A 25630-nucleotide genomic window follows, 5' to 3' on the forward strand; every position below is an offset into this window, starting at 1 on the left:
TTATGAACAAAAGGTACAGCTTACACCACATTTATTCGGCAGATGAATTTACTTTTTCGCCCGCCGAATACAGCTTTTTCAAGTATGGCGATAAGTCGTATGCCGAGAAATTTGCCAGGGAACTTTTTGAAGGATTCATTTCTGTACACGAAGATATTCTGGATACGGATCGAGAGATCGTCGTGCTGCCAAGTCCTTACATGGCGATTCCTACGGCCTCCAATTTTCTGTGCTTTTACTTTAAAAAACATCTGGATTTTTATCTGTTTCAGAAAGGAAAAAGATCAAGTATTCTTTCAAAAATTAACAGGAATCACACGTACACGACAGATTATGGGAATTTAAGTTTTGAAGACCGTAAAAATCTGATCGCCAATGATACTTATTATCTGGATAAAGATTTTCTTCGCGGAAAACTTTGTATTTTTATAGATGATATTAAAATTACCGGAAGCCATGAGTTTACGGTGAATAAAATTCTTGACGAATATAAGGTGGAAGCCGATTTTTTATTCATGTACTATGCCGAGCTGATGAATTTTGATCTTGACCCGAAAATTGAAAATTATTTTAATTACTATGCGGTAAAAAACGTCGAACATATCGCAGAAGTGATGATAAAGCCAAGTTTTCAGTTCAATACCAGGATCGTAAAATATATTTTAGGCCTTGATTCAGGTAATTTTGACTATCTTACGTCTAAAGTAAAAAAAGAACAGATGGAACATCTGCTGGAGCTGGCGATCAGCAACAATTATCATTTAATAAAAGAATACGAAAACAATATAAACACTTTAACACAAACCGAATTATATTATGGCTATTAACTTACAGAAAGGACAGAGAGAAAATATAAACGCACCCAAATTTACCGTAGGTTTAGGATGGGACACCAATAGTACCTCCACAGGAACGGCTTTTGACCTGGATGCTTCTTTATTTTTATTAGGTGAAAATAAAAAGCTGGTTTCAGACAACCACTTTATTTTTTATAACAACCTTGAATCTCCGGATAAAGCGGTGATCCATACAGGGGATAATCTTACGGGAGAAGGTTCCGGGGATGACGAGCAGATCAAAATAGATCTTACCAAAATAGATCCTGCCGTAAAGGAGATCACTGTGGTCGTAACCATCCACGAAGCTGATGCCAGAAGACAGAACTTCGGGCAGGTGAGAAATTCTTTTATCAGAATCTTCAATACAGATACGAATGAAGAGATTCTGAAATATGAACTTGATGAAGATTTCTCTATCGAAACTGCCGTAGAATTCGGAAGGATCTACAACAGAAACGGAGAATGGAAATTTGAAGCTGTAGGAGCCGGACAGAGAGAAGGCCTTGAAAAATTTGTAGAAATCTATCAATAACCGATCATGAACAATCAGGAAAATCAAAATATAGATCCGCTGGGATCCATCGAACCGCTAAAAACGTTTGAGCCTACGCCGATGGCACCACCGCCCAACACGGCACCACAGAATACGCCTCCCGCTCCGCTTGTTGACAGGGAAGGAAATGTAAATCTTACCCAGCTGCCATCCGAAGACCGTCAGAAATATGAAAGTCTGGCCAACTCCATCGATGAAACGAATCCCGGATCCATCGTAAACTTCGGAGCCGATCTGCAGAGAACACTGTCCAACCAGAGTGACAGCTTCCTCGGAAATGTAAGAAGATCCAACTCGGGAGAAGTAGGCGAGCTGATCAATAATTTATTGGTGGAATTAAATTACGTCGATGTAGAAGAGCTGAACCAGAATAAGTTCAAAAGCTTTTTAAGCAAATTGCCTTTCATGAAAAGTGTCATGACGCAGATTGAGAATTTATTTGCAAAATATGACAAGATCATCAACAATATCGATCAGATTTCATACAAGGTAAACGCAGGAATCATTACCTCTACGAAAGATAACGCGGTTTTACAGACGATTTTTGAAAGCAACATCACCGCTATCAAACAAATCGAAGAGCTGGTGATCGCCGGAAACCTGAGAATGGAAAAAGCCGGAACGGAACTCGCTGCAATGGAGGCCGCGCCACAGAATTACCAGGATTATGAAATTGCCGATAAAAGAGATTTTATTGCAAGATTAGACCGTCGACTGGCCGATCTTAAAGTGGTTCGCCTCATCATGATGCAGTCGCTGCCACAGATCAGACTGGTTCAGAATAACAATGTTTCGATTGCCGAAAAAGCACAGACGATTCTTACTACCACACTTCCACTCTGGAAAAACCAGCTTTCACTAGCCGTGGCCATGTACAGGCAGCAGCAGAATATTGAGATCCAGCAGAAGGTTTCTTCCACAACAGAAGAAATTTTAAGGAAGAATGCTGAACGTCTTGGCCAGAATTCAATCAATGTGGCAAGGGCCAACGAACAGACGGTGGTTTCTATTGAAACATTGAGAGAAACAACATCGAAACTGATCAATACCTTAAACGAAGTAAAACAGATCCAGAAGCAGGGCGCCGAAGGAAGGAGAAAGCTGGATCAGGATCTGATGACTTTAGAACACGAACTAAAAGCAAACGTAAGAGGATAATAGAGTGATACAAAGGTGAATGAGGATGCCGTAAACATAATGTCCCAAAGCAAAAGAAGAATAACGAAACTTAAGCTTCTTGCGAATTTTTTTGAAAATGTTGATATTATTTCGATCTACATTAAGACCGATATTATTCACAATCTTTTTCAGGAAAATAAGGGACTCGATTACAGTAAACTCGAGCTTTTTCACCTTCAGTATACCGACAGCCTCATTGAGCTTTTAACCAAAATAAAAAGGCAGAAGGAAACTGAGATGCTGGCGGTGCTCAACGAGATTGATGTCAACAGCAAATATATTTCGGGTTTTGAAGAAAAGCAGCTGGACGGCTTCGAGACCGACCGGAAGATGTACAGCGGTATTTTTTCCAAACATCTGAAGAATCTGTATCAGGATCTTACGGAAAACAAATTCCGGATCAACTGGAACGATGTTCTGTATTTTAATAAAAAATATGCAGCAGAATTCTACCGGTCTGAAGTGGATGAGGAATTATTGAAGCCAGGAGCTTTTCCAGCTTATTTGTATCAGGATTATCAGATTGAAAGAAAATTGCTGGGAAGACTCAATATTCAGAACTTTAAGGTTCGCTTCATCTGCGGATATGCGGTTTCGGGGAATGAATATGAGCTTTTCAAAATTTTTCAGACCGATGATTATTTTATCTTTGATGTGGAAGGCAGGAAAATGTATTTAACCGATCCTAAAAAAATCGAAAAACTAAATATCTTGCCTAATGAATCCAATAAAGGCATCATCATCAGCCAGCTGAAAAATAAAAACGAAGCGCTGGAAAATGAGATGAACGAGCGGAAAAGGATACTGCCGGAGAAGGTCATCGGCGTACTGAAAGATTATATTAAAAATCTCGAAAATACAGATATCATGAGCAGAATATTTGACATCAATGAAGAAACAAATATCCTCCGCGCCATGCTGAATTTAAATTTGAATAATTAAAATAAATCACAACAAATAACAAAACAAACATAAAAAGATGGCTATTAACTTACAAAAAGGTCAGCGAATCAACCTTACGAAGGAAAACGGAACTACGCTTACCCAAGCGTGTGTAGGAATAAACTGGGGGGCAATCGAGAAAAAAGGTTTTTTCGGAGGTGTTACCAGAGAAGCAGTAGATCTTGACGGAAGCTGTATTCTGTACGATTCCAATAAAAATGCAACCGAAGTTATTTATTTCGGAAACCTGAAATCAAAAAACGGTGCCGTAAGACACAGCGGTGATGATCTTACAGGGGATATCAACGGAAACGACGGCCTGGATAATGAGGTGATTACCGTAGATTTCAGCAGCCTGGATGCTAATGTGGAGCATGTGGCCCTTGTTCTGAACAGCTATAAAGGCCAGGATTTCGGTACCATTCCTTTTGCGTCGATCAGGATTTATGAAGGAACCCCAACCAACGTGAAAGAGGTTTTTGCTAAATATGACATTGCCAACGATGCGTCTTTCAAAGGCCACGTCGCCATGGTAATGGGCGTTTTCTACAAAAGAAACGGCGAGTGGAAGTTCAATGCCATCGGAGATCCTACAAAAGACAGAAAACTCCAGGAAACCATTGAAACCGTAAAACAACAATATTTGTAATAGGTTAAAATCAACAGGAACGGGCTTTAGCCCGTTTTTATCAATGATTTTTCCGATGGCTTTAGCCAAAATCTAAAGCCTGTCTAATTACAATCAACCAATGGCAATATTTGTACTCGTACAGCTATTGCTTTTATCGTATCATAAGCACATATAAAAGTGGACAAACATCAAGGTATTTTAGATCTTCATCCCGGTCTGGTGGTGGGATTTGCGATAACGGTCGTTATCATGCTGCTCCTGGATTTAGGGGTTTTCAACAAAAAAAGTCATGAAGTTTCTTCCAAAGAAGCTACCATCTGGTCAATCGTATGGATCTCGCTGTCGATGGTATTTTCGGGAGTGGTGTATTGGGTTTTCAATACAGACGGAAGCCCGGAAAGCCATGCGCTGGCAGTAGAAAAATTCACCCAGTATCAGGCGGCCTACTGGATCGAGAAGGCGCTCTCGGTGGATAATTTATTTGTATTCATCCTGGTTTTCGGGTTCTTTAAAGTTCCGAAATACCTGCACCACAAAGTGCTGTTCTGGGGAATTATCGGGGCGCTGATCTTCAGGGCGATCTTTATTTTTGCGGGAGTAGGATTAATTAACCTTACTTATCTTCCTGAAATGAATATCTTCGGGGAACCTGTGAAAATCAATATTGTCATGGCTCTTTTCGGGATATTCCTCGTGTACGCAGGGATCAAATCCTGGGGCGACGGCGATGATGACGATGAAGAAGACTACAGCAATACCGCCGGGGCGAGATTAATTAAAAGATTCTGGAAAGTTTCCGATAACTATGTAGGCGATAAATTCTTCACCGTTCAGAACGGAATGAAAATGGCAACGCCGCTTTTAGTGGTGGTTGCGGTTATCGAGTTTACCGATGTCCTTTTTGCCGTGGATTCCATTCCTGCCATCTTTGCGATCTCCAATGATCCGTTTATCCTGTATACCTCAAATATTTTTGCGATTTTAGGATTAAGGTCTTTGTATTTCCTGCTGGCGAATTTCATCCACATGTTCAGCAAACTGCCTTACGGACTAGCGGTGATTCTGTCTTTCATCGGGGTGAAAATGCTTATCGCACCGTGGATTCACATTCCATCCCCGGTTTCCCTCGGAATCGTTGGGGGAGTTTTAGTAATCTCTGTGATTCTTTCACTTATTTTCCCTGATAAAAAGGAGTATGAGAAAGAAAAACTAGAAGAGTAATTTTTTAAAATTATCATAAACAGAAAGGCTTTACATTGCGTAGAGCCTTTCTTTTTTCGCCTGAAAATTGAACAAGTAATTTTTATGCTCCGGAGGAGAAATATCTGTGTAGTATAAAAAATAACAGAATATCGCAAGCACGCCGTAGGTGTGCTATGATAAGATAGAACTCCTCCGGAGTTCTGGTACAATATGCTGATATCGATCTACACAGATATTGCTCCTCCGGAGCAAATTAGAATGGTGCTGTGCTATAAAATCATTATTTAAAACCCTAACTGGCAGATCAATTCGTGGTTATAACAAATAAAGACTATCCAAACTTTGAGGACAACTTCTACTGTTGAGGTACGCTCACTTTCATATTGATTTTGGTTAATTTATATGGCTGATGGCTTACATTGCCGGGATGATGTCAATTTTTCAGTAATTATTCCTTACTTCACATGGATGATGGTCTACTTCACCCGGCTGATGGTTTAATTCGTATGGATAATAGCGTTTTTGCATGGATAAAGGCTTACTTCACCAGGATAAAGGTCTACTTCACTAGGATAATGACGATTTTGCATGGATAAAAAGCTTACTTCACCCGGATAAAACCTTACTTCACTAGGATAATGACGATTTTGCATGAATAAAAAGCTTACTTCACCCGGATAAAACCTTACTTCATCAGGATAATGTCAATTTTTCATGGATAATGGCTTACTTCACATGGTTGAAAGCTTACTTCAGTAAAATAAACTTCTTAGGCATATTTCTGCTTTTGCAGGATTATGGTCCTGGTATTTGATCGCTTTTGAGTATTGATTATTTATTATACTTAAGGAGTTTATTGATTTTTAAACGGGTTTGCATCGATACTTTGTATGCTTCATCCCTAAGCTTCTGAAGCTTACCGACAGGATGGAAAAATACTTTGCTTTCAAAAGGATTAAAGGAAAGCAGCTCACTTTCGCAGGTTTCCGGATCCAGCAGGTTATTTTTTTTAATCCGTATCTGCCCGATCTTTATATAAGGCGAATTTTTCCATTCGACATTGAGTTTATTGATGGGTTGATCTTCCAGGTTATAACAAAGCTGGATCATCACATCTGCTGCAAAGTCATCGGTATTTAAATAAGCTTTCAGGGCGTCCTTTGTTTTTAATCTTTTCCCGAAATGTTTATCGACAGAGATGGGCTTAAGCTTAATTTTCATCATATATTCTCCCAACCGGTAAGCCCCTACTGAATAATAGTCGAATGAAAGGAAAAAATCATTTCTCTTGCTCCACAGCTTCACGATATTTTTTAAAAAGGAACCCGTAAATGTTGAAGGAATTACTTTCATCATCTGCATGATCAAAGAAAAAGAACTCCATTTTTTCACGAAAAAACGATTGACAGAGGTAAATAACTTTAAAAAGGTGCTTACAGAATTAATTGGGAATAAAGGAAAGTTGACCAAAGGATAATTGGCCAGCAGATCTCCGTTTTGGTCCTTGATCTTTACTGCAAAGCCGTACGCCGGAATGTCTTTTTTACCTTTATTGATTTTTAAATGGGCATTGGAAAAACGGATCTTCAGGTCATATTTTTCTTTATCAAAAAAGGGCTGAAGTTTTTCAGGAATATTCTGATCAATGATAAATTCTCCTTTGGCAACGGCGTACGTCTTGGCGTGGGCATTCCGGGTGGCATGGTCGACATCACTCACGGAAGGTGACTGCTCTACAAAATCAGCAATGCTTTTTTTGTTGATCTCGAGGAGTTGTTTTTCTTCGTCTGTCAGCTTATCAAATTTCTTATTATATTTTAATGGATCTGGCATCAGTTTTTAAATCCAATTATAACGCCAAGTTTCGGAAATGCTGTTAACAGAGTATTAAACATATCTGAACTTTCTGAAATGAGATCTTCATACCTAATGCTAGGTTAATTATTTATCTGAAAAAAACTTCCTGCATCCCGCTTCCATCTTCCAGCCGTAAAACCCTATCTTTGTCAAAAATATCAATATGGGAGTAGCAGATATGTTATTTAAACGTAAAAAAGAACAGGCAGAGAAGAACCTGAAGGACGGTCAGGAATATATGGCAGAATACGGAAAAAGAGAAAGCGTTGTTGAACTGCCAAGCGGTTTGCAGTACGAGATCATTACCGAAGGCGAAGGTGAAAAGCCGGGCCCGAGATCTACCGTAAAATGTCACTACCATGGAACCACCATTACAGGAAAAGTGTTCGACAGCTCTGTAAAAAGAGGAACACCGGCTTCGTTTCCACTGAATAAAGTGATTAAAGGATGGACGGAAGCGCTTCAGCTGATGCCCGTAGGTAGCAAATGGAGATTGATCATTCCGCCGCACCTGGCATATGGAGATCAGCAGATCAGCAAAGAAATCGGCCCCAACAGTACCCTAATTTTCGAAGTGGAATTGCTGGAGATTAAATAACTACCGATTAAAATTAGCTTAAAATTTACCTGTTTTGCAGGTAATTTTTTTTATTTGTGTATTTTAGTCATAGTCTTATCTAAAGCTACGAACCAAAAACTCACCACACAAAATGAAAAAGTTTTTTTATCTTTTTGCTTGTGTAAGCATCCTTACGTCGTGTGTTTCAAAGAAAAACCAAGCCATCAGGCAGAATATCCTGACCCTGAAAGACAGTTATTGCAAAGCACCTTTTAAATATAATTATTCCAATAAACTACCGTCGTACAATTCAGATTCTATTCTTGCAGCCAATGAAGAACTGAAGAACAATTTCTCCGATCAGAGTATTCTGATTCTTAATGCGCTGGATAATCTGGACGAGGTTCATGATATTATGGAGCTTAAAAAGGACAATTCTCTTGAATCTCAGGTGAAAGTTTTGCAGCTGAAAAGCAAGATCAACAGTAAAATAACCATTGCCCTTACTGAGCTGGATGCGGTTGCCGCAGAATTCGACTGTGAAGGGGAAAGGGTAGCGCAGATCGGGGCCTACGTAGATAATCTCAATGATTCCCGGAACAATAAACTGATCCTTTATTCTATTATCACAGGTGCCGCAGCTTCTATTGCGGGAGGAATTGTAAAGGACAACGGATGGAGCAATGCCATAGATATCGGAGGGGGTGCTTTGGGAGCAGGATTCGGTTTGGCTACCTTAAATCCGAAAGGTAAAAAGGTAGAGTTTATCCACCAAAGAAATTTACTGAGAGATGTCTGGAAAGAGAAACTTGAATCACCAAATTTTCCGCCTTTTATCTGGTATATGTACACCGAAAAGAGATTTTCCAACAGGAAAGAACATTCTATTATTTCCAGCATGAAAGAGAGATGGCTGCATTATCAGTTTGATGATGATAAACTAAAAGCAGATCAGTCCGTGATCTTCAGTGATGGTGGTTATTACAGGGCCGATGATCTTCATAACCGTGCGGCCATGCTCAACCAGATGCAGTCGGCGACACGGACGATCAATCAGAATATCAATTACCTGCTGCTGGATCTGGATAAATTGATTTTATGATCTTTAAAGTGTACATTTGTTTTGTTTACTATTTTACATGTCGGAACTAAAGAAAATTAGAGAACTAAAAAACCTGACCCAGGAAGAATTGGCGCAAAAAACGGGTCTTTCGGTGAGAACGATTCAACGGGTCGAATCCGGAATGAGGCCTAAAGGATATACTTTGAAAACCCTTGCGAAAAATCTGGATGTTGCTGAGGAAGATTTATGGATTCCTGAGATTGTTGCAGAGCCGGAAATTGAAGTTGAAGAAATTCCTGTGGCGAAACAAGAAGAACAATCTGTAAACTTTGCTTTAATTAAGATAATCAACCTTTCTTCTCTTCCGCTGGCCTGGTTTCCGATTGCCAATTTCATTCCGCCTTTATTAATCATGATCTTTATGAAAGAGAAATCCAGGATCACAAAACAGATTATTTCTCTCCAGATTCTTTTAGCGGTTATTGCTCCTGTGATCTTTATGATCGTTGTACTTTTAAAACTGGGTTCTCCATTTGTGATGGTGACCATGGTCTCATTGGTACTCGCCAATATGTATATCATCCTGAGAAACGCTTTTGAAATCGATAAGAAGAACAGTCTGTACTATAAGCTGAATTTCAGTTTCTTATAAAGCTGTCACATGATTGTCAGGTTTTTGTCGGCCTGTTTTTTCGATTAAAAAATTAATATTCCGAATCTTTGTCGAAAAATTAAACAATGGCAAAACGATTCTTTCCGTACTTTCCGGTACTCTTATTTTTCTTTGGAAATATACATGCTCAGATCGATAAAAATTCCGAACTGTTTTTAGAATTGAAAAAGCAGGATAGCATTTTTTTTGAAAGAGGTTTTAATAATTGTGATATGGCCTACCTGGAAAAGTCAGTGGACGACGGTCTGAAGTTTTATCACGATAAAGGAGGTTTTCAGGATAAAAAATTATTCTTGGAAAGAACAAAAGAAAATATCTGTTCCAATCCTCTTAAAAAGCCGATCCGCAAAGTTGTTCCGGAAAGTCTTGAAGTTTTTCCTCTGTACGACAATGGTAATCTGTATGGGGCTATACAAACCGGGGAACATCAGTTTTATATCCGTGAACCTGATAAAAAGGATGTACTGGGAGGCCGGGCAAAGTTTACAACGGTCTGGACAAAGAAAGATGGAAACTGGTTGATGAGCGATGTTCTAAGCTATGATCATGGAGAACCCAATCATGCGGAAGTGAAAGATCCTGTCGAACAGCTGTTGAAAGATAACAATATTCCGACTTTAGGATTAGGGGTTATTGAGAATGGAAAATTAACCCAAATAAAAGTGTATGGAACGCTGGATGGGAAAACCACTGCACCGTACAACAGTCTTTTTAACGTGGCATCCCTTACAAAACCAATAACTGCATTGACGGTTTTACGTCTGGTGAGCCTGGGAAAATGGAATCTTGATGAATCGCTGGATAAATATTGGATTGATCCCGATATTGCAAAAGATCCCAGACACAAGAAATTAACGACCACAATGATTTTGAGCCACCAGACAGGTTTTCCAAACTGGAGATGGCAGAAAGCGGATCGTAAATTAAGCTTTGAATTTGATCCCGGATCAAAATACCAATATTCGGGCGAAGGTTATGAATACCTGCGCAAAGCGGTTGAAAATAAATTTCATAAAAGCCTGGAAGCATTGGCCAAAGAATTGGTTTTCGAACCCTTAAACATGCATGATACCAGCTATATCTGGAATGAAAAGAAATATGCAGGAAGAATCGTTACCGGTTATGATAAAGATGGGAACCCTTATGATATCGTGAAAAACACCCAGCCAAGTGCTGCTGATGATCTTATGACTTCCGTAGAAGATTATGGGAAGTTTTTAATTGCGGTGATGAATAACAATTTGCTTTCAAAAAGGGTGTTTAAGGAAATGGAAACCAGACAGGTTGATACCAAAAAGAATAAATATTTCGGATTGGGATTTGAAATATATGATCTTGGAAATGGAGAAACAGCCCTTTCACACGGCGGTTCGGATAAGGGAGTAAACACATTGGCTGTTATGCTTCCGAAAACAAAACAGGGTTTGGTGATTTTCACTAATGTGGATGATGGTTATAAAATTTACGAACCTCTGATTACACATTATTTAGGGGAAACAGGACGAAAAATCGTAAAAATAGAAACCGAATAATTTAATTGTAATAATTTTTGTTACATTAAAATAATTTTCTACCTTTGTGGGGTAATTACGATGAATAATACAAGATTTGCTACGGCAATACATATCATGACCCTATTGGCGGAAAGTCCGCAGGAATGGCTCACCTCAGAATGGATGGCGGGAAGCATCAATATTAATCCTGTGATGGTCCGTAAAGAGCTGAGCGTTCTGAAAGAGGCCGGACTGATTATCAGCCGGCAGGGAAAAGTAGGGGGCAGCCAGCTGGCAAAAAATGCGAATGATATTAAAATTTCCGATATTTACTCAGCGGTGAAAAATACGGAAGTGCTAGGTAAAAAAAATAATAATCCTAATCCCAAATGTACGGTCGGAAAGGAAATTAACGAACATTTAGAGACTTTATTTTCCGAGACCGACCAACTGGTGATCCGCTTTCTGGGCAATAAAACGTTGCAGGAGTTTACGGATAATTTTAAATAAAAAAAATTTAATCATTAATGTAACAATAGTTATTACAATTTAATTTTAAAAAATAAAATATTATGAAAAAAGTCGCAGTAATCGGCGCTACAGGATTTGTAGGCACACAGGTTGTGAATGAATTATCAAACAGAGGTTACGAAGTGGAAGCTATCGTAAGAGATATTGCAAAAGTTCAGGAAAACGAAAAGGTAAAAGCTAAAAGTGTAGATGTAAATAATGTAGATGAACTGGCAGAAGCCCTGAAAGGAAATGATGCCGTAATCAATACTTTCAATGCTGGCTGGACAAATCCCAATTTATATGATGATTTCCTTAATGGTTCCGTTAATATCGAAAAAGCGGTTGAAAAATCAGGTGTAAAAAGATTTATTACGGTGGGCGGAGCAGGTAGCCTGTACATCGACGGGAAACAATTGGTCGACGGACCGGATTTTCCTGCGGAAATTAAACCGGGAGCTGTCGCAGCAAGAGATTATTTAAATAAAATCAAAGAAAATAATACACTGGACTGGACGTTCTTCAGCCCTGCCATTGAAATGCACCAGGGAACAGCGGGAGTAAGAACCGGAAAATACAGAACTGCTTTAGAAAATCCTGTATTTGATGAGAATGGAAGAAGCGTTCTTTCTGTGGAAGATGTAGCGGTAGTTCTTGTGGATGAGCTTGAGCAAAACAATCATATCAGAGAACGTTTTACGGCAGCCTATTAACTCTTGAGACAAAAAAATTTCGGCGGCACCCATGGGTGCCGCCGAAATTCATATCAATACAATTAATCACAAATTAAAGATTCATAAACAGCTTAGGATTTACGGGGCTGTTGTTTTTATGCACTTCGTAGTGAAGATGCGGTCCTGTAGAACGTCCTGAGTTTCCTGATTTTGCAATCACCTGTCCTACTTTTACTTTATCATTTACTTTGGCAACAAGCTGTGACAAATGCCCGTAAAGTGTAGCCAGTCCGTTTCCGTGAGAAACGATGACGCAGTTTCCATAGCCTCCCTTTTGGCCGGAGAAAATCACTGTTCCTGCCGCGGTTGCCACCACGTCAGATCCAAACGGAACTGCAATATCCAATCCCTTATGAAACTGCATCTGGTCTGCTTCTGCCGGAGCATTATTCTTTTCCGCAGGTTTTGTATTCGCTGCAACAGCAGTGGTTGTTGAAGCGTTGGGCGCTGGGGAAGCTGCTTTTGGTGTTACCATTACTTTCACCTGTCTCTTTTCACCATAACTGTCGGTGACTTCAATAATCCTTTCTACAGGTTCTGCCTTTACTTCCGGCGCAGCTGCTACAGCGGCAGGTTTCGCTGCTGAAGTTTTTACAGAGGCGAAAACGGTTTTAAAAGGAATCGGATTCTTTCTAACCCCAAAATTAGATGAAATATATCCCTCCGTCGGCATCCCTAAAGGTACCTTGAGAAGTTTTTTCTGAATATCCATCAGGTATTGGCTGTATCGGTTGGCCTGTTTGGCAAGATAAATAGAATTTGAAATACTGTCTCTGCTGAGAACCGCCAGCTTTGTATCCGGAACATCTTTAGACTTTAAGAAAGAATTAAGCTCTGCTACGGTCTGATCTACCAAAGTAAGATCGTTCTTCATTTTCAAGTAATCCACACTGTCTTTTTCAGTGTTTATTTTTACAAGGTTTACTTCATAGTTTTTGTCATCTTTTTGGGCGTACAACTTTGCAATGAAGATGCCCTGCGCAAAAATTACCAGTAAAAGAACTCCTAAAAGCACATTTACGTTCTTTTTGCTGCTTAGAAATTTTTTCATTTTTCTTCTCTTAGTATAATTACAAAACAGTTTTAAGCCTGCAAATTTAATTAAAAATAATTTTTGGGACTTATGTTTAGCAAAAAAATAATTATTTCTATAATAAACGCAGAATTAAATATTTAATTGCCCTGATATATTAATTTTAAAATAAATGGCTTTTATCATGCACTGAAAAGGGCTCATCATTCTTTGTTTTAATATATTTGCAGTTCACATTTCTATTATGGCTAAAAAGAAAACGAATACAGAATCAAATCCTAAAAAAAGCAAAAATGACGTTGCTGTAGGTGTTGTAGGAAGCGGAAGTTTTGCAACAGCTATCGTAAAAATGCTGGTTGAAAACTGTAAAATCGTACACTGGTGCGTAAGAAACGAATATGTAAAAGGAGCTATCGAGCAGAGAGGGCATAATCCCACATACCTTACAGCAGTTAATTTTAACCTTAAAAACCTAAAGCTCACGACCGATATCAACGAGCTTGTAACGGCCTGTGATACCATCGTTTTGGCAACGCCTTCGATCTATCTTTCCGATACACTGGATAAAATGACGTGCGACTTTAAAGATAAAATTTTCGTGTCCGCCATTAAAGGAATCATTCCGAAAGTAAACGATGTCGTTGCACATTATCTGAGGGATGAATTTAAAATAGGTTTTCGTAACCAGGCGGTTATAGCCGGTCCGTGTCACGCGGAAGAAGTGGCCATGGAAAGACTTTCATACCTTACCGTAGCAACGGTGGAAGACGAAGTTTCGGCAAAGCTGCTGGATATTTTTAATTCCGATTTCATTAAAGTTCATTCCAGCAAAGATATTTTAGGAAACGAATACAGTGCGATCCTTAAGAATATTTTTGCCATCGGCGCGGGGATTGCCAGTGGCCTGGGATATGGTGATAACTTTACGGCGGTATTTGTCTCAAATGCCATCCGGGAGATGGAAACCTTCCTGGAAGCCATCTACGAAGCCCCAAGAGATGTCAATGAAAGTGCCTATCTGGGCGATTTACTCGTAACAGCTTATTCATTGTTCTCAAGAAACCGTAATCTCGGCAATCTTATCGGAAAAGGATATACCGTAAAATCTGCGATACAGTCCATGAACATGATTGCAGAAGGATATTATGCGGCAGATTCCATTTATAAAACATCAAAAGAAAAAGGCTTAAAGCTACCGATCGTTGATACCATTTACGGCATCCTGTACGAAGGAAAAAATGCAGAGAAACAGTTCAAAAAACTGACGGCCAAACTTAATTAATCTCTTTTGCATAAAACATCAGCATGATATCTTTACAGAACCTCTCAGTTTCTGTAATTATATCATGCTTCTTTTTTAGGATCCTGCCAGGAACACAGCTTTGACCTCATCCTCACCCTCAAAATGATGTTAAATATCTATAAACAAAGCCTCATTTCAAGAAGTTTTCCCGAACTTTGATATCATAAAATTTAAATTATGTCACAATCGCTTACAAACAGAACGCCGAAACCAAAATACGACGTTGTTCTCATCGGTGGCGGAATCATGAGTGCCACTTTAGCTACCTTATTACATGAATTTGATCCCGGCCTCGAAATCGCCATCTTCGAAAGACTGGGCAGGTTTGCCAAAGAAAGTACGGCAGCCTGGAATAATGCAGGAACAGGTCACTCCGCGTTTTGTGAACTCAATTATACCCCCGAAAAACCAGACGGCACCATCGATATTTCGAAAGCTGAAAGCATCGCCGAGCAGTTTGAAATATCAAAACAGTTCTGGTCATATTTAATCACGAAAGGTTACATCCAGAATCCAAAGAATTTTATCAATTCGTGTCCGCACATGAGTCTGGTGTTTGGTGAAAAAGACGCCGAATATCTCGAAAAACGCCATCAGAAAATGTCGGAATCCGTTTTATTCAGGGGAATGGAATTTTCTACTGATCATAGAAAACTGGAAGAGTGGATTCCTCTTGTCATGAGAAAAAGAAACGCTTCTGAAGTGATGGCGGCCACTAAAATGGATCTGGGAACCGATGTCAATTTCGGAACCCTTACCCGCAAGATGGGAAGACATTTGCTGGAAGATTCCAATGTGGAAGTTTTCCTTTATCATGAAGTGAAAGATATCGATCCTAAAGAAGACGGAACCTGGGAAATGAAGGTGAAGGACAGAATCCACAATCACAAGCAGGAAGTAGAAGCCGATTTCGTATTTATCGGAGCCGGAGGATACGCGCTGCCTTTGCTGGACAGCTCGGATATCAAAGAAAGCGCCGGATACGGAGGTTTCCCGGTTTCAGGCGAATGGCTTGTGAGCTACAATCAGGAGCTGGTGGAAAAACATCACGCAAAAGTATATACCCAGGCCACCGTTGATGCCCCGCCAATGTCCGTACCTCATCTTGATTTAAGAATTATTGATGGACAGAAAGCGCTGTTGTTCGGGCCTTTTGCAGGATTCTCCACAAAATTCCTGAAAGAAGGAAGCTACCTGGATCTGCCGGAAAGCATCAATACAAAAAACATAAGATCACTCTTTGGAGCCTGGTGGCATAATATTCCTTTAACGAAATACCTGATTCAGCAGGTGGCGATGACCAAGGCACAGAGAATTCAGCATTTGAGAGAATTTATCAAAGATGCCAAAGAAGAAGACTGGGAACTTAAAGTGGCCGGACAAAGAGTACAGATCATTAAAAAGGATGAGAAAGACGGCGGAAAACTGGAGTTTGGAACCGAAGTGGTGGTCAACAAAAAAGGAACCATTGCCTCATTGCTGGGTGCTTCACCAGGAGCATCAACAGCCGTATACGCAATGCTGAATGTCCTCGAAAAATGTTTCCCTGAAAAACTGCACGGCGAATGGAAGGATAAGCTCGCTGAAATGATTCCTTCTTACGGACAGAAATTAGCGGATAATCCGGAACTTACCGAGAAAATAAGAAATTATACCAAAGAAAAATTAGAACTCGAATACTAAAAGTGAATTAAGTGAATGGTCAATTGTGAATTTAAAATTGACTATTCACCATTTCACTATTCCCTATAAAAATATGTCAGAAACCATCACCAAACCGGTTATTGTAAAAGAACTGCTGGAATCCCTTCAGACGGACGTGCAGGAAGAGCAGCAGGTCATTGTACATTGCTGTTTCCCGGCGTCGCCATTTCTCGGAAACCTCATCAGGATATGGCATTCCACGTACCTTTTCGATAATCAGTCGGATCACAAAAGCAGGCTGATTCACGCGGAAAATATTACCATCTATCCCAACTGGACGCCGGTGCCTTTCATGCGGGATTTCTGGTTTACCCTCGTTTTTTCAGGACTTCCGAGAGACTGCAAAAGCTTTGACCTGAAAGAAGTGATTCCCGAAGAAGGCGGCTTTTTCGTAGAATCCATCAAAAGGAATTCCTCTGATATTTACCGGGTGAAGATTTCGGAATCTTATATATAGAGAGTAAGGTTAAAGTTGAGGTTAAAAGATCCTTATGACTTCAGCTGCCGATAATGTACTAGATCTCTGCGTGCTCATATAAGTGTAACGGCTTCGTGAAACTTGAAGCAGCCAGCAGATAAAAAAACCTTGCGGACTTTGTGTTCAAAAAAGGTTGAGGTAAAGAATATCCTATAACATCAGCTGACGATAATGCATTAGATCTCTGCGTGCTCTTATAAGTGTAACGGCTTCGTGAACCTGAAGCAGTCAGCAGATAAAAAACTTTGCGAACTTTGTGTTCAAAGAAAGGTGAGATTTATTACTTTATGATCTTTTTCTTGCAGATAATTTTTTAATGGTAAAACAATATTTATAATGAAAAACTATTTATTCATACTCTTACTTTTGCCGGTATTTGTTTTTTCACAGAAGACTTCCGGAGAAGAATCTGAAATAAAAAAATTCCAGAAGGAGCTGAATGCCGAATATCTTAACCCCAAAGAAACACCTTTGCGGGGAGACAATTTCAAAAATTTCCGGGAGCATCCTTTCTTTCCGATTGATTTAAAATACAGAGTCACGGCAAAGTTCACCAAAAGTGAAAATACGCAGCCTTTTGATCTTCCGACCTCTTCAGGAAAAACAAAATCTTACAGGGAATATGGCAAGGCAACTTTTGAACTGGATGGGCAGTCTTATACATTGACGCTTTATCAGAGTTTAGATTTAATCAAACAAAAAAAATACAGAGACTACCTGTTCCTGCCGTTCCGTGATGCGACCAATGAAAAAGAAACCTATGGCGGCGGAAAATATATGGATTTAAAGATTCCAAAAGGCAACACTATCATTCTGGATTTCAACAAATCTTATCAGCCTTATTGCGCCTATAATGCCTACGATTACAACTGCCCGGTGGTTCCCGAAGAAAACAGGCTGCCGGTCGAGATCCGCGCCGGAGTCATGTATGAAGATATTTATCATCACTAGCCTATGGTCTATTTAGAATTTTATAAAGAAGAAGACTTTTCCAGTGTCGATTATGCTTTGGATGAGGTGCAGCTGCAATATACGTCACCTGCTGTCAATGCCCTGAAAAGAATCAGTGAAAGAAACACAGGTCTTGAATTCCCTGTCACCGTATTAGACCGGGATAGAAAGCCTGCCGGATTTTTTGTTCTCGATTTTGGGGAAGATAAGATGGATTTAACGGACAACCATAATGCCGTACTGCTCCGCTCTCTTTCCGTAAATCCCGAAATGCAGGGTAAGGGAATAGGAAAATCTGCCATGCTGGAAGTCGACCATTTCATAAGGAAACATTTCGGAACTTGTGATGAGATCGTTCTTGCCGTGAACCAGAATAATATTTCCGCCTATCAGTTGTACCTCAAGGTCGGCTATCAATATGAAGGAAAGCAGCGGATCGGCAGAAGCGGACCGCAATACCTGATGTCCAAAAAGTTGTAAGACAGAAGATTTATTCATGCGAAATCGCCATTATCCTGGTGAAGTAAGCTTTTATCCGGGTGAAGTAAGCTTTTATCCGTGCAAAATCGCCATTATCCCAGTGAAGTAAGGTTTTATCCTGGTGAAGTAAGCTTTTATTCATGCAAAATCGCCATTATTCAGGTGAAGTAAGGTTTTTATCCTGGTGAAGTAAGCTTTTATTCATGTGAAATCGCCATTATCCTAGTGAAGTAGACCTTTATCCTGATTAAGTAAGCCTTTATCCATGCAAAAACGCTATTATCCTAGTGAAGTAAGGTTTTATCCTAGTGAAGTAGACCATTATCCACGTAAAACAACGTAAGTTCGATGTAAAATGAGCACGGTATCAATAGAAATGGGCTTCAGCCCATTTACGCCATGACCTACAATAACCCGGCTTTAGCCAAAAATATTTAATCATAAAAAAACACCTTTCATCATTCACAAAGCTAAAAGCCAATCGCCGTTTGCCATTCGCCATTCGCCATCATCCATCAACTATCAACCAACACCATCAACCATCCCATCAACCAACCTCCAATACAACTTTAAGAATTTTTTAAGTGAAAATTTCCAGGTTTGGCGTGATCCTTTCACCTGCATTTGGATAAACATTAAATAATAAGACATGGAAATTTCTCTTACCAATCAGGTGGCCATTGTGACCGGGGCCTCAAGCGGAATAGGTTCCGGAATTGCAAAATCACTGGCCGCTGCCGGTGCTATCGTGGTCGTTAATCATTCATCCGAACATTCCACTGATGAAGCAAAAGCCGTTTTAAAGGAAATTACCGATGCGGGTGGAAAAGGCATCACTTACCAATGTGATGTTTCGAAGGAAGATCAGGTGGTCAGCATGTTTAAGGACACCATCTCGCAGTTTGGAACCGTTGATATTCTGGTGAATAATGCCGGTGTACAGAAAGATGCCAAATTTACGGAAATGACACTGGAACAGTGGACTACCGTGATCGACATCAATCTCACGGGGCAGTTTCTCTGTGCGCGGGAAGCCATTAAAGAATTTCTTCGCCGGGGAATCGATACGAGCCGCTCGGTGGCCTGTGGTAAGATCATCCATATCAGTTCGGTGCATGAAGTCATCCCGTGGGCCGGACATGCCAATTATGCGGCAAGCAAAGGGGCGATCCGGATGCTGATGCAGACCCTTGCCCAGGAATACGGACCCGACAAGATCCGGGTGAATTCCATTTGTCCGGGAGCCATTAAAACCCCGATCAATAAAGATGCCTGGAATACCCCACAAGCCCTCAGTTCCCTCATGACCCTCATTCCGTACAACAGGATCGGAAAACCGGAAGACATCGGAAACCTTGCCGTATTTCTCGCCAGTGATTTTTCCGACTACATCTCAGGAGCCAGCATATTTGTAGATGGCGGGATGACGACCTTTGAAAGTTTTGCTTCAGGAGGATGATGGGAATGGTCAATGGTCAATTGTGAATGGTCAATTTGTGAATGGTCAATTGTCAATGGTCAATGGTCAATGGTCAATTGTGAAAGGTCAATTGTCAATTATAATTTATAAATTATCGATTATCAATTATCTTAGTCATAGGATTTAATGGTCAACATTTAATGAGATAAAGAATGTAAAAGATAAATCGTTAATTTTAAACCTTAAACCATCAGTCATCAGTCATCAATCATCAATCATCAATCATCAATCATCAATCATCAATCATCAACCATCAACCTAACCTCAACCTTATCCCCAAGTATAACATGAAAGAAAAAGAACGACTCTCCGACATCGCCTGGAAAAAATGGGGACCTTACGTCAGCAACCGTGAGTGGGGTCTTGTGCGTGAAGATTACAGTGCCGATGGTGATGCCTGGAACTATACCACGCATGACGGCGCAGAATCCAAGACCTACCGTTGGGGAGAAGAAGGCATCTGCGGAATCTGCGACGACCTGCAGAAGCTGGTGTTCTCTGTCGGATTCTGGAACAAAAAAGATAAGATGGTGAAAGAACGTTTTTTCGGCCTTACCAACGGACAGGGAAATCATGGCGAAGATGTGAAGGAATACTATTATTACCTGGATTCTACGCCGACGCATTCTTACATGAAGATGCTCTACAAATATCCTCAGAATGCGTTTCCGTATGAAGACCTCATCCAAACCAATGCATTAAGAACGAAAGAAGAACCTGAATACGAACTGATCGATACCGGAATTTTTGATAAAAACGAATACTTCGATATCTTCATTGAATATGCCAAAGCGGAGGCAAATGATATTGCAGTGAGGCTCACCGTCGTTAATAAATCTGAAAATGAAGCGCCGCTGGTGATTATTCCGACCGTATGGTTCAGGAATACCTGGCGTTGGGGATACGACTCCTATACTCCCCAAATGAATTCGGAAGACGCAGAATCCATTGCCATCCTTCATAAAGATATTGAGATTAAGAATTTTTACGCCAGACATGCTCAGAAAGTCCTCTTCTGTGAAAATGAAACCAACAATGAAAAGCTCTATCAGTGTGCCAGCGAAACGCGCTACAGCAAAGATGGCATCAACGATTTTATTGTCAATGGAAACTCCCGCGCGGTAAATCCGAATCATGTCGGAACCAAAGCCGCATTTTTAATAGAAGAGGTTTTCCAACCCAAAGAAACAAAAACTTTTGAATTCAGACTTTCGGATAAAGACCTGGCAGAACCTTTTGAGAATGTTGATGCAATATTCGTTGAAAGACAAAAAGAAGCCGATGTATTTTACGAGGAAATTCAGAAGGGCATCAGTACGGATGATGAAAAAATGATACAGCGCCAGGCGTTTGCCGGAATGCTCTGGAGCAAAATGTTTTATCATTACAACGTCGAAAAATGGCTGAAAGGCGATCCTTCCGAAACTCCGCCACCCAAATCGCGTGAGAAGATCAGGAACTTCCAGTGGAAGCACCTTAATAATGAGCACATCATCTCTATGCCCGATAAGTGGGAATATCCATGGTATGCCACATGGGACCTGGCCTTCCACACCATCAGTTTCTCGCTTATAGATCCTGATTTTGCCAAACATCAGCTGAAACTTTTTCTTTTTGAATGGTACATGCACCCCAACGGACAGCTGCCGGCCTATGAATGGAATTTTAATGATGTAAATCCTCCGGTGCATGCATGGGCAGTTTTCAGAGTATTTAAAATTGATGAATACCTGAAAGACAAACCGGATATCGAGTTCCTGGAAAGCGCATTTCAAAAGCTGCTCATGAATTTTACCTGGTGGGTCAACAAAAAAGACCACGACGGCAATAATATCTTTGAAGGAGGATTCCTGGGGCTCGACAATATCGGGGTATTCGACCGTAATACCGAACTGCCGGATGGTGAGCGTCTCGAACAGTCGGACGGGACGAGCTGGATGGCCATGTTTGCCCTCAACATGATGCGGATAGCACTGGAGCTGGCTTTATACAATCCTATTTACGAAGAAATGGCCATGAAGTTCTTCGAACATTTCCTTGCGATTGCCAACTCACTCGATAATATGGGCGAGGAATGCTTCAGTCTCTGGGACGAGCAGGATGAGTTCTTTTACGATGCCCTTTCTTTGGGAGACGACGATCACATGTATTTAAGAATGCGGACCATCGTGGGCCTTATTCCCATGTTTGCCGTTGAGGTGATCGATGATGAAATGATTGAAAACCTGCCCAATTTTAAGAAAAGAATGCAATGGGTTTTAGAGAATAAACCTCACCTTGCCGCTCTCGTATCCCATTGGGAGGTAAAGGGGGAAGACTCCAAACATCTGCTGTCCCTTTTAAGAGGACACCGTCTGAAAAGACTGCTTCACAGAATGCTGAATCCTGATGAATTTTTAAGTGAATTCGGAGTGCGTGCGCTTTCCAAAGAGTATGAAAAAAATCCGTTCAGTATTAATTTAAACAATAAAAATTACACGGTAAAATATACGCCTGCCGAAAGTGACAGCCGTCTTTTTGGGGGAAACAGCAACTGGCGCGGCCCGATATGGTTTCCGATTAATTTTTTAATCATTGAAAGCCTGCAGCGTTTTTTCTTTTACTACAGTCCCGACTTTCTGGTGGAATATCCTACCGGAAGCGGAAATTATTCAAATCTGGATCAGATCGCCGATGCCTTAAGCAAAAGACTGGCAAAGATCTTTTTAAAGGATGAGAATGGAAACCGCCCTTTCAACGGTCAGTACCCGAGATTCCAGAGCGATCCGGATTTTAAGGATTATATTTTATTCTATGAATATTTTCACGGGGACAGCGGCCGTGGAGTAGGAGCATCCCATCAGACGGGATGGACAGGCCTGATCGCCAAAATCCTGATGCCGAGGTTTTCTAAAAAAGAAATAGCCGAATCTGAAACAGAAATGCCCGGAGAAACAAAATCATAAGATCGGAAAATTGGATTAAACGGATGTAGGATTTAACCCCTATAAACTATTCGAATATCTGCTGGATAATTTCAAGGGAAGCAGGAATTCTGAAATCCGTAATATGATAGTGATAATACACCAGGAGACTGTCCAGGAAATCTTTCCGGAATGATGAAGGTATTTTGATCTGATAGGGGTTTTCTGAAGATAAGATCCCTTTCCAGATCGAGGAAATGTCTTCCGTAAAAATCTGGTGTACCATTTCCGTTGAAAAAGTACCTCTTTCGGGATCCAGAAATGTACCGGTATCCAATAAAGGCGCAACCCCCTGGATTTTTAAAACCTTCATCAGAAAAACAAGGTGCGACTGATAATTCCGGTTTTCCAGTTCGTCAATAAATTCTTCCAGGCAGAAGAAAATATGATGATTCTTATTTTCGTGCTTTAAGTTTTGATTTAAAAAATCTGAAATAAAAAACACAACGGCATTGCAACGGATATCGCTGTAGATGTCATTGCTTTTTATCATTTCAAATCTGGAGACGGTCTGGATACCGTTTCCTCTTACGGGAAGCAGGGAAAAATTCAGTTTACTTAAAGGCAGAAGTAAAGCTTTTTTCTTATTCTTCCGGGTATAAAGCCCTTTTAAAAAATAAGACTGAAAGCCTTCTTCCTCTGTAAAACAATGCAGAACCGCATCATTTTCACCGTATTTGATATAGGATAATAAAAATCCGTTCTGTGAATTCATTAATTAACTACCGCGATCTTGGCGGTTGCTTTATCCGAGCCGTCTTCATTCGTCATCAGGACAAAATAAACCCCGGAAGCGACTCTCGTACCTTTCTGATTATTGAGATCCCATTCGTAATATCCTCCTCTTGCCACTGCAGAATGCACTACATTTCCGGCGGCATCTGCAATTCTGATATTTGTAACTTCTGCCAGCCCTTTAATGGTTACTTTGCCTTTGAAATTAGAATAAACCACAGGATTCGGATAGACCAGTACGTTCCCGAAGCCTGAGCCTACATCTGCCACATCTCCCTGATAAGTAACAATACCGTCATAGGTGGCAAAATATACTTTCCCTGTTTTCTGGTCTACTTTGATATCGGTAACACTGTTGGTAGGAAGAGGTGAGTTTTCTTTAGTAAAATGTTTAACGGTCTGCTGGCCGTCTGCAGATAGGTAATACACGCCGCCACCGTCTACGGAAACCCACTTGTGGTCGCCGGCATCTACTTCAATCTGCAGGATCTGGGAATCTCTGAAAAGCTCTTCTCCAAGACCGTTCTGCTCGATAACGATAGGCTCTACCGTTGCACTCGCAGGTGTTTTAATGGCTGAAACGGCATTAGGGAGTACCCTCAACCCTGTATCTGCCCCGATCCAAGCATCTCCTGATTTATCAATGGCTACAGAGATTGTTCCTGCTGAGCTTGTCGGAAATCCATTGGATTGGGTTAAAATATAAGTGGTATCATCGGAAGTATTTACAGTCTTTTTTGCATCATACGCAATGAAAGAACTTGTTCTTGGTGTTGGGATCCATAGTAAACCTTCATAAAACAGAGGTTTCTGTGCGGCCCCTAAGCTTGAGGGCGTATTTTTAATAAGAAAATTGTCGGTTGCCCTGTCGTAAGCCCCAATCGCGGTAAACTGTCCGACTTCCGGACCATCTGCCGAAAAGGCAATGCTTACAAAAAGATTGTTGACGTCATCAAAAACCAGACCCACAGCACGTCTTGCAAGGGTATTGTCGGTACCCAAATTATAATTTTTGGTAAATGTAAAATCCTTATTTGCCGCATTATACTTCATTTTGTAAACCCCACGACCAGACACTGTGGTGTAATTGGTAAAGAAAATATCATCCGGGCTGGCAGGATCTGAAACAGCATCAAGAATATTAAACCTCGTCGGATTTCCTACGAAGTAAGAAGGATAGATCCATTCCATGCCATTAAAATAATAGAAGCCGGGATTTTTAGGATTAACAACGCCTGTATTAAACCTTCCTTCTCTTCCTCCTGTAGAAACCAGGATTTGATTGTCACCATACAGGCTCATTTTATAAGCATAATTAAAGTAAGGTCCATCCGGTCTGAAGGAATTATTGCTTTCATTTTTTATTCCGGATAATACGGTTCCGCCATACACACTGCCTCCGACGGTGGTTGCCGTATTGCACTCCTCACCGAAACTTACGGTATTGTTGTAGTTACCGTTTGTATTAAATGTGTATACTCTGTTCGTGTCGGTAACAACAATATTATTAGTGTTTACCACAACATCATGTACATTGCTGAAAGTTTGTGGAAGAGGAACTGAAGCACTGCCATTATAAAGATAAGCGGTCGTCGCAGATGAAAAACTCAATACGCCTTCCGAATCAATATGTCTGAAAGATCCTGCCATTTCCGTATTCCAGGTCGAGAAAACGGGAAATGTAGTGTTCATTTCGTGGCTTTTCAATCCGGTATTGGTTACCGAATAAACTTTGTTCCCGAAAATTGTTGCTTCATTACTCGCTTCATAGACTCCGGCTGTTAAAAAAAATGCCGAATCTTTAAACTCTTTTTTCTTTAAATCAAAAATAGAAACGCCGTATCCCACTGAGATGACAGCGAGATCTCCTGTTATAGAAATATGATTGATCTTTTTACTGCCATTATATCCTGTTGCAATAGGAATATCCACCACATAAGTAATACCGTCCGGAGTAACTACATCCAGTGAGCCGTTCTGATATCCTATTAGTGCAATTTTATTCTGTGGATTATAGTCGAAAGCTGAAATTTTAACCTCATGCAAGCCGTTTGCTTTAGACAGCTTGCTAATTTCACCTGATGAAATGGTGTAATAAAAAATCCCGTTTTCTGCAGCTGCAACTATTTTCCCGTTGTCTTCTTTCATGGCGCTGACGTTATTATAGGAAAAAAGGTCGGCCCATTTTTTTGAAGAAATAGTCTGTGCATTTGCCGTTTGAAGGGATGCTAAAATACCAAGAGAAATTAGAGAGAGTTTTTTCATAC

General features: G+C 40.4%; 23 protein-coding genes. 19 read left to right on the forward strand and 4 right to left on the reverse strand.

Annotation, left to right across the window (positions count from 1 at the left end):
• The first annotated feature begins 2 nt into the window (after positions 1-2).
• The 6 genes from AC0N32_RS13285 (at position 3) to AC0N32_RS13310 (ending at position 5365) form a co-directional block, all read left to right on the forward strand.
• Positions 3-827, forward strand: coding sequence for a phosphoribosyltransferase family protein (locus AC0N32_RS13285; RefSeq protein ID WP_476394334.1), 825 nt, complete (start codon positions 3-5; stop codon positions 825-827).
• Positions 817-1371, forward strand: a complete 555-nt coding sequence (locus AC0N32_RS13290; RefSeq protein ID WP_476394335.1) for a TerD family protein — start codon at positions 817-819, stop codon at positions 1369-1371. The genes AC0N32_RS13285 and AC0N32_RS13290 overlap by 11 nt, the downstream gene beginning before the upstream one ends.
• Before the next feature lie 6 nt (positions 1372-1377).
• Positions 1378-2550: a toxic anion resistance protein gene (locus AC0N32_RS13295; RefSeq protein WP_476394336.1), complete on the forward strand. Its 1173-nt coding sequence runs from the start codon at positions 1378-1380 to the stop codon at positions 2548-2550.
• A gap of 39 nt (positions 2551-2589) precedes the next feature.
• On the forward strand, positions 2590-3513 hold the full coding sequence (locus AC0N32_RS13300; protein WP_476394337.1) for a hypothetical protein: 924 nt from the start codon (positions 2590-2592) through the stop codon (positions 3511-3513).
• A 37-nt stretch (positions 3514-3550) separates the two neighbouring features.
• Positions 3551-4162 carry a TerD family protein gene (locus tag AC0N32_RS13305; protein ID WP_476394338.1) on the forward strand — a complete coding sequence of 204 codons (612 nt, stop codon included), beginning with the start codon at positions 3551-3553 and terminating at the stop codon, positions 4160-4162.
• Between the two features lie 159 nt (positions 4163-4321).
• Complete coding sequence (locus AC0N32_RS13310; RefSeq protein WP_476394339.1) at positions 4322-5365, forward strand: TerC/Alx family metal homeostasis membrane protein; 1044 nt, start codon at positions 4322-4324, stop codon at positions 5363-5365.
• Positions 5366-6178: 813 nt separating this feature from the next.
• On the opposite strand, the gene AC0N32_RS13315 is transcribed toward AC0N32_RS13310, so the two are convergent.
• Positions 6179-7180: a catalase family protein gene (locus AC0N32_RS13315; RefSeq protein ID WP_476394340.1), complete on the reverse strand. Its 1002-nt coding sequence runs from the start codon at positions 7178-7180 to the stop codon at positions 6179-6181.
• A gap of 187 nt (positions 7181-7367) precedes the next feature.
• On the opposite strand from AC0N32_RS13315, the gene AC0N32_RS13320 reads away from it, so the two are divergent.
• From AC0N32_RS13320 to AC0N32_RS13345, 6 genes are all read left to right on the forward strand, one after another.
• Entirely contained in the window at positions 7368-7802 is a 435-nt protein-coding gene (locus tag AC0N32_RS13320; protein ID WP_476394341.1) for an FKBP-type peptidyl-prolyl cis-trans isomerase, read from the forward strand.
• Between the two features lie 112 nt (positions 7803-7914).
• Positions 7915-8865, forward strand: a complete 951-nt coding sequence (locus AC0N32_RS13325) for a hypothetical protein (RefSeq protein WP_476394342.1) — start codon at positions 7915-7917, stop codon at positions 8863-8865.
• A 37-nt stretch (positions 8866-8902) separates the two neighbouring features.
• Positions 8903-9478: a helix-turn-helix domain-containing protein gene (locus AC0N32_RS13330; protein WP_476394343.1), complete on the forward strand. Its 576-nt coding sequence runs from the start codon at positions 8903-8905 to the stop codon at positions 9476-9478.
• Positions 9479-9564: 86 nt separating this feature from the next.
• Positions 9565-11031, forward strand: coding sequence for a serine hydrolase (locus tag AC0N32_RS13335; protein WP_476394344.1), 1467 nt, complete (start codon positions 9565-9567; stop codon positions 11029-11031).
• 60 nt (positions 11032-11091) lie between these two features.
• Positions 11092-11502, forward strand: a complete 411-nt coding sequence (locus tag AC0N32_RS13340; RefSeq protein WP_476394345.1) for an Rrf2 family transcriptional regulator — start codon at positions 11092-11094, stop codon at positions 11500-11502.
• A 62-nt stretch (positions 11503-11564) separates the two neighbouring features.
• Complete coding sequence (locus tag AC0N32_RS13345; RefSeq protein WP_476394346.1) at positions 11565-12215, forward strand: NAD(P)-dependent oxidoreductase; 651 nt, start codon at positions 11565-11567, stop codon at positions 12213-12215.
• A 73-nt stretch (positions 12216-12288) separates the two neighbouring features.
• On the opposite strand, the gene AC0N32_RS13350 is transcribed toward AC0N32_RS13345, so the two are convergent.
• Positions 12289-13287: a M23 family metallopeptidase gene (locus AC0N32_RS13350; RefSeq protein ID WP_476394347.1), complete on the reverse strand. Its 999-nt coding sequence runs from the start codon at positions 13285-13287 to the stop codon at positions 12289-12291.
• 226 nt (positions 13288-13513) lie between these two features.
• On the opposite strand from AC0N32_RS13350, the gene AC0N32_RS13355 reads away from it, so the two are divergent.
• The 7 genes from AC0N32_RS13355 (at position 13514) to AC0N32_RS13385 (ending at position 22610) form a co-directional block, all read left to right on the forward strand.
• Positions 13514-14551 (forward strand): NAD(P)H-dependent glycerol-3-phosphate dehydrogenase, encoded by a 1038-nt coding sequence (locus AC0N32_RS13355; protein WP_476394348.1) that lies wholly within the window; start codon positions 13514-13516, stop codon positions 14549-14551.
• 198 nt (positions 14552-14749) lie between these two features.
• Positions 14750-16255 carry a malate dehydrogenase (quinone) gene (mqo, locus tag AC0N32_RS13360; protein ID WP_476394349.1) on the forward strand — a complete coding sequence of 502 codons (1506 nt, stop codon included), beginning with the start codon at positions 14750-14752 and terminating at the stop codon, positions 16253-16255.
• Positions 16256-16328: 73 nt separating this feature from the next.
• Positions 16329-16733, forward strand: coding sequence for a hypothetical protein (locus AC0N32_RS13365; protein ID WP_476394350.1), 405 nt, complete (start codon positions 16329-16331; stop codon positions 16731-16733).
• Between the two features lie 357 nt (positions 16734-17090).
• Entirely contained in the window at positions 17091-17705 is a 615-nt protein-coding gene (locus AC0N32_RS13370) for a DUF1684 domain-containing protein (protein ID WP_476394351.1), read from the forward strand.
• A gap of 3 nt (positions 17706-17708) precedes the next feature.
• Positions 17709-18185 (forward strand): GNAT family N-acetyltransferase, encoded by a 477-nt coding sequence (locus AC0N32_RS13375; RefSeq protein ID WP_476394352.1) that lies wholly within the window; start codon positions 17709-17711, stop codon positions 18183-18185.
• Positions 18186-18834: 649 nt separating this feature from the next.
• The gene (locus tag AC0N32_RS13380; RefSeq protein ID WP_476394353.1) at positions 18835-19644 is read left to right on the forward strand and encodes a glucose 1-dehydrogenase; all 810 of its coding nucleotides are present in this window, start codon (positions 18835-18837) and stop codon (positions 19642-19644) included.
• A 308-nt stretch (positions 19645-19952) separates the two neighbouring features.
• Positions 19953-22610, forward strand: a complete 2658-nt coding sequence (locus AC0N32_RS13385; RefSeq protein WP_476394354.1) for an MGH1-like glycoside hydrolase domain-containing protein — start codon at positions 19953-19955, stop codon at positions 22608-22610.
• Positions 22611-22656: 46 nt separating this feature from the next.
• Here the strand turns inward: AC0N32_RS13385 and recO are convergent, their stop codons facing one another.
• Both recO and porZ read right to left on the reverse strand, forming a co-directional pair.
• Entirely contained in the window at positions 22657-23343 is a 687-nt protein-coding gene (gene recO, locus AC0N32_RS13390; protein ID WP_476394355.1) for a DNA repair protein RecO, read from the reverse strand.
• The gene (gene porZ, locus AC0N32_RS13395) at positions 23343-25628 is read right to left on the reverse strand and encodes a type IX secretion system anionic LPS delivery protein PorZ (RefSeq protein WP_476394356.1); all 2286 of its coding nucleotides are present in this window, start codon (positions 25626-25628) and stop codon (positions 23343-23345) included. Before porZ ends, recO begins: the two co-directional genes overlap by 1 nt.
• Positions 25629-25630 lie beyond the last annotated feature (2 nt).

The sequence above is a fragment of the Chryseobacterium endophyticum genome (assembly GCF_056333165.1).